General features: G+C 63.4%; 6 protein-coding genes. 3 read left to right on the top strand and 3 right to left on the bottom strand.

Going from position 1 to position 4,475, the window contains the following annotated elements:
- The 3 genes from VZ95_RS25320 to VZ95_RS07835 form a co-directional block, all read left to right on the top strand.
- Window positions 1–603 (top strand): hypothetical protein (locus VZ95_RS25320; RefSeq protein ID WP_045775358.1); only part of this gene is annotated, 603 nt, incomplete at its 5' end.
- Window positions 604–611: 8 nt separating this feature from the next.
- On the top strand, window positions 612–1,061 hold the full coding sequence (locus tag VZ95_RS07840; RefSeq protein ID WP_045775357.1) for a hypothetical protein: 450 nt from the start codon (window positions 612–614) through the stop codon (window positions 1,059–1,061).
- Window positions 1,034–1,750, top strand: coding sequence for a fibronectin type III domain-containing protein (locus VZ95_RS07835; protein WP_084627645.1), 717 nt, complete (start codon window positions 1,034–1,036; stop codon window positions 1,748–1,750). The genes VZ95_RS07840 and VZ95_RS07835 overlap by 28 nt, the downstream gene beginning before the upstream one ends.
- Before the next feature lie 38 nt (window positions 1,751–1,788).
- Here VZ95_RS07835 and VZ95_RS07830 read toward each other — a convergent pair whose 3' ends face one another.
- From VZ95_RS07830 to VZ95_RS25315, 3 genes are all read right to left on the bottom strand, one after another.
- Window positions 1,789–2,478: a response regulator gene (locus VZ95_RS07830; protein WP_045775355.1), complete on the bottom strand. Its 690-nt coding sequence runs from the start codon at window positions 2,476–2,478 to the stop codon at window positions 1,789–1,791.
- On the bottom strand, window positions 2,475–3,929 hold the full coding sequence (locus VZ95_RS07825) for an ATP-binding protein (RefSeq protein WP_045775354.1): 1,455 nt from the start codon (window positions 3,927–3,929) through the stop codon (window positions 2,475–2,477). The genes VZ95_RS07830 and VZ95_RS07825 overlap by 4 nt, the downstream gene beginning before the upstream one ends.
- 33 nt (window positions 3,930–3,962) lie before the next feature.
- A partial coding sequence (locus tag VZ95_RS25315) for a peroxidase family protein (protein ID WP_045775353.1) occupies window positions 3,963–4,475 on the bottom strand: 513 nt, incomplete at its 5' end.

Raw genomic sequence — 4,475 nt, 5'->3', positions numbered from 1 at the left:
ATTTCCTTCGGCACGGCGATTACCTATTCGGGCGGCACCGCGCCGACCGCGATCCAGGAAAATTTTCGTTGGGATAAGATGGAGTTCGGCTATCCCGGATCGGGGGCCGATCTAACCTCGCTCGATTTCTTCGGTATTCCGCTGCAATTCGATTTTATCGATAGCGCGGGGACGATCCTTGAAACGGCAACCTTCTATTCATCGACCGCGACGCTGCTCTCGACGCTCTATAATCTTTCGTCCAGCACGATGGGCACGGCTTTTATGCCGAATGGCGCGTTCGATCCGTCGACATTCTACCGCGTGCTGGGGCCGGGAACGATTGCGTCGAACAATGGTTCCGCCGCCCCGTACCCCAGCTTTTCCGGCTATCTGGCCGCGTTGGCGACCGCGGGCACGAGCTTTACGGTCACGGGGACGGCCGGGGTAGGGGCACCTGCGCCAATCCCAAATGCCGTGACCTATACCTATAGCGGCAGCTTCGCCAGCGACAATGCGAACGGGTTTATCCTAACCCTGACCGGCACGACGAGCGGCTACCCCTATGGCTCTATACCGATAGCACAGGCACGACGACCGCTCAGGCCCTGCCGACCAATCTGACCGTAACGGTGGCTCTGCCGGCGGGATCGCTCGATACGAATATTTACGCCGCGCCAGCGGATGCTTTCTCGGTCGCCCTATCGTCTTCGTCGCAGTCCCCGACGGGCTTACCGACGGACTGGGCCAATTATGTTCCCAATAGCGCCTATGCAACGGTTGCCGGGGATATTCTTGCGGGGCTGAATTTCGGCTATCCGGGCGGCACGTTGGGGGCCGATAGCAGCGCCTGGTACAATAGCCCGCCGCCGACGCCCTATCCCTTCGCCGAAGCGCGCGCCAGCAATGACGGCTACTATAACCCCTATGCGGCGGTGTTCTATAATTTCTCGGATTCTTACGGCTTCCCGTTCAGTGATCGCGGCGGCCGTCCGAGCCCCTATATTCCGCAGCCGCAAACGGCCACAACCCTGCGCGTGACGATTCTGCCGATGTGCGGCTGGACCAACCTCAGGGCTTGACGCTCACGAACCCGTCGTCGGGGAACTGGACGCTCAGTTGGTCGGCAGTGACCGCGCCTGCGGGCTTTACCGTTACCACCTATGACGTTGCTGTCAGCCCAGCAGCAACACCTTCGACGCCCTCGGGAACCAGTTGCACCTTCACCGATCTCACGCCGGGCCTGTCCTATACCTTCACCGTGACCGCTATCGGGACGGGGCCGACGAGCCAGCCGGTTCAATCCTACCCGGCCACGCTTTCTGCCGGAGCTGGGGGGACGTGGACGGCCCCCAGCGGAAGCTTACCGTTCCAGATTACGCTGAATTGGAGCGCGAATGTCAGCGGCGTGATGCCCAGCACCTACACGCTCTCGATTGGCGGGCAGGCTTACAATCCGAATGATTCAACCCAGGCCCCGATCACGATCAACGGCGTGAATGGTCTTAACTATGTCCCGATTGCCATTACCGCGACCGACAGCGCTGGCCAGAGCGCGGTGATTTATCAAAGCGTCTATACGGTTGATCTGGTTGCGACCGTGGGAACGCCGGGGGCCTATAGTGTGAACGGCACGCCGACGCTCGCGGGCAATAGCCAGCCGCTGACAACGGCGTGGAGTGCGCAAAGCCCGGCGCAGCTCTCCATTGGAACGCCGTTCGCGCCGATTGCCGGTAAACAGCCGGGGCCGGTCGCTTTTCCGGCAAGCTGACCCCGATGCCTAAACCCGAGGGGCACTTCCCCTTGGGTTTAGGCCAAATCTGACCGCTCGAACCGATAGCCGACGCCATAGACCGATTGCACCAACTCCACCCCCGGCGCGGCGGCGGCCAGCTTGCGGCGTAGGTTCTTGATGTGGCTGTCGATGCTGCGGTCGAAGACATCCTTATAGCCATCGCTGAGATGATCGAGCAGTTGCGCGCGCGAATAGACTTTGCCGGGGTGCGTGGCGAGCACCGCCAGAAGCTTGAACTCGGTCGGGGTGAGGTCGATTCGCACGCCCTTGACGCTGGCGATCATTGTCTCGGGATCGATAACGAACCCCTGATCGGGCGGCGCGGCGGTCGCGGTGGGGGCTTGGCGGCGCAGCACGGCTTTGATCCGCGCCACCACTTCGCGCGGGCTGAAGGGTTTGCAGATATAATCATCGGCCCCCAGTTCGAGCCCCAACAGCCGATCGATCTCATCGACCCGCGCCGTCACCATGATGATCGGAACCGAACTGGTGGTGCGAATGGTGCGGCAGAGGGTCATTCCATCCACTTCCGGCAGCATCAGATCGAGCAAAATCAGATCGGGCTGAACGGTGGCAAGCCAGGGCAGCACGGCGGCCCCAGTGCTGAGCCAGGAGGCTTCGAACCCGTCGCGCTCCAGATAGGCGCCGATGATCTCGGCTATGCCGGGTTCGTCATCGACGATCAGAATATGGGCTTGGCTCATATCTCGGTCTCCAGCAAGGGTGGCTCCAGCGAGGGTAGGGAGAGGATCATCGCCAGCCCGCCTAAGGCCGAGGCTTCGGCGGTCAGCGTGCCGCCATGCGCTTCGGCAATCGACCGGCAAATCGCGAGCCCCAGGCCGGAGCCGCCGCGCGCCCGGCTGCGGGAGCTTTCGGCGCGAAAGAAACGGTCGAACAGATGCGGCAGATCGCCCGGCGCGACGCCAGGAGCGGAATCCTCGATAACCAGCGTCCAGCGATCGGCGGAAAGCTGCTGGCGCAGGCGAATCGTGCCGCCCTTATCGGTATAGCGGCAGCTATTTTCCAAAAGATTGGTCAGGAGTTGGTGCAGCCGGTCGGCATCGGCGGAAACGCGCACGGTGGCGGCCTCCGGGCAGGCATCGACCAGAGTGAGCGCCTGGGCCGCAAGCTTGGGTGTGAAGCCGATCAGCGCCTCGCGCACCACCTCCAGCGGGTCGAGCGGGGCACAATAGAGGCTCATACCGCTGCTATCGGTGCGGGCGAGATCGTGCAGATCGGTGATGAGTTTTTCGAGCCGCAGCACTTCGGCGTGCAGATTGGCCATCGTGCGCGGGTTCGCCTCGTGGACGCCGTCTTGAATGGCTTCGATTTGGGCGCGGAGGACGGCGAGCGGCGTGCGCAGCTCGTGGGAGGTATCGGCCATCCAGCGGCGGCGGGTGGCTTCGGCGTGATCGAGGGCTTCGGCCAGGCCATTGACGGCGCGCATCATCTCGCCAATCTCGTCGCTGCGGTTGGTGGGTAAACGTTCGTGATAGGCTCCGGCGGCGAGGCGGCGCGTGACGCTGGCAACGGCTTCCATCGGACGCGTGAAATGCCGGACCAGCAAATAGGTGGGGAGCATCGACACCAGCAGCCCCAATCCTGCCACCCAGGCGGCATCGCGGGCTCTATCGGCCAGAAAGGCGCGCTCCACATCCGAGGGGAAATCGACCGATTTCAGCAGCAATTCCCCGATAGGCTTGCCCTGAAGGCGCAAAACCCGCCGGGCGGCGCGGTCCATATCGTCCGGGCTCCCGGCGATCAATAGCCCCTGACCGTCGAGCAAGGCAAGGTGCGGGGTTTGCCGATCTTCCCCTGGTGGTGGCGGTGGTGGCGGTCCGCCCGCCCCTTCCTCGCGGCGTGGACGGGGGGGACGGGGCGGCGGCGGCGGAATAGCCCGCCGGGCCGAGCCTTCCCGCAAGATTTGCTCCCAAGTTTCCGGCCTATCGCGCAGGGCGGACCAATCGTTCGTGCGGGCGTAAAGCTGTTCCAGGCGCGCGGGCAGCCATTCCATCCGATCCAGCGAGGCTTTGCTGAGATACCCCGCAAAGCCGCGCCCGGTGCTGGTCTGCATCGCCACCGTGACCAGGATAATCAGCACGGCACTGACCAAAAACCAGGCGAGAAAGATCTTATGCGCAATCGATACCCGCATGCTCTTCCTCGCCCGGTTAACCTCGTCTCTCGATTAAGCACGCCCGGCGGCTTTGAGCAATTCGCGCATGGTGAAAACCCCCTTATCCTGATAGGCGGGCTGCCAGCCGCGCCCGGCGCGCAGCAGGCTGGTTTCATCCTCCATCATCAGCGCGATGATGGTTTCCGCCACCAAGCGCCCGCCGACCGGCCCGAGCAGCGAGGGGTGCGCGTCGCGGATGGCGTCGGGCGCGTTCATCGCTTTCACGTCGGCAACCCAATGGGCTTGGGCTTCGGCCAGAACATAGGTCCAGAGCGGCGTATTGCCATTGAAACTATCGCCATAGGCCGTAATCGCGCGGTTTTCGTCCATATCCTCGCAGGTGGCTTTGCCGATGCGCAGGTCTTTGTCCGACAGCGGATCGAGCCCCATCGCCCGCGCCACGGCCTGCCCGGAGGGAAGCCCCTGCTGAACGCCGCGCAGCAGATTGCGCAAGGCGAGGCTGGAAATTTTTTCCCGGCTGGGCCAGCGGCTGACCATTGCCGTCGCGGGCGAAATGACCGTCCG

Source organism: Elstera litoralis, assembly GCF_000963705.1.
In the GTDB taxonomy this organism is placed as follows: domain Bacteria; phylum Pseudomonadota; class Alphaproteobacteria; order Elsterales; family Elsteraceae; genus Elstera; species Elstera litoralis.
The sequence above is the reverse complement of the archived record's forward strand: the minus strand, read 5'-3'. Positions and strand labels throughout refer to the sequence as shown.

What these genes read in the sequence shown, in the direction of transcription:
- VZ95_RS07830 (WP_045775355.1), bottom strand. Translation starts at nt 2,478, where the DNA reads ATGAGCCAAGCCCATATTCTGATCGTCGATGACGAACCCGGCATAGCC.
- VZ95_RS07825 (WP_045775354.1), bottom strand. Translation starts at nt 3,929, where the DNA reads ATGCGGGTATCGATTGCGCATAAGATCTTTCTCGCCTGGTTTTTGGTC.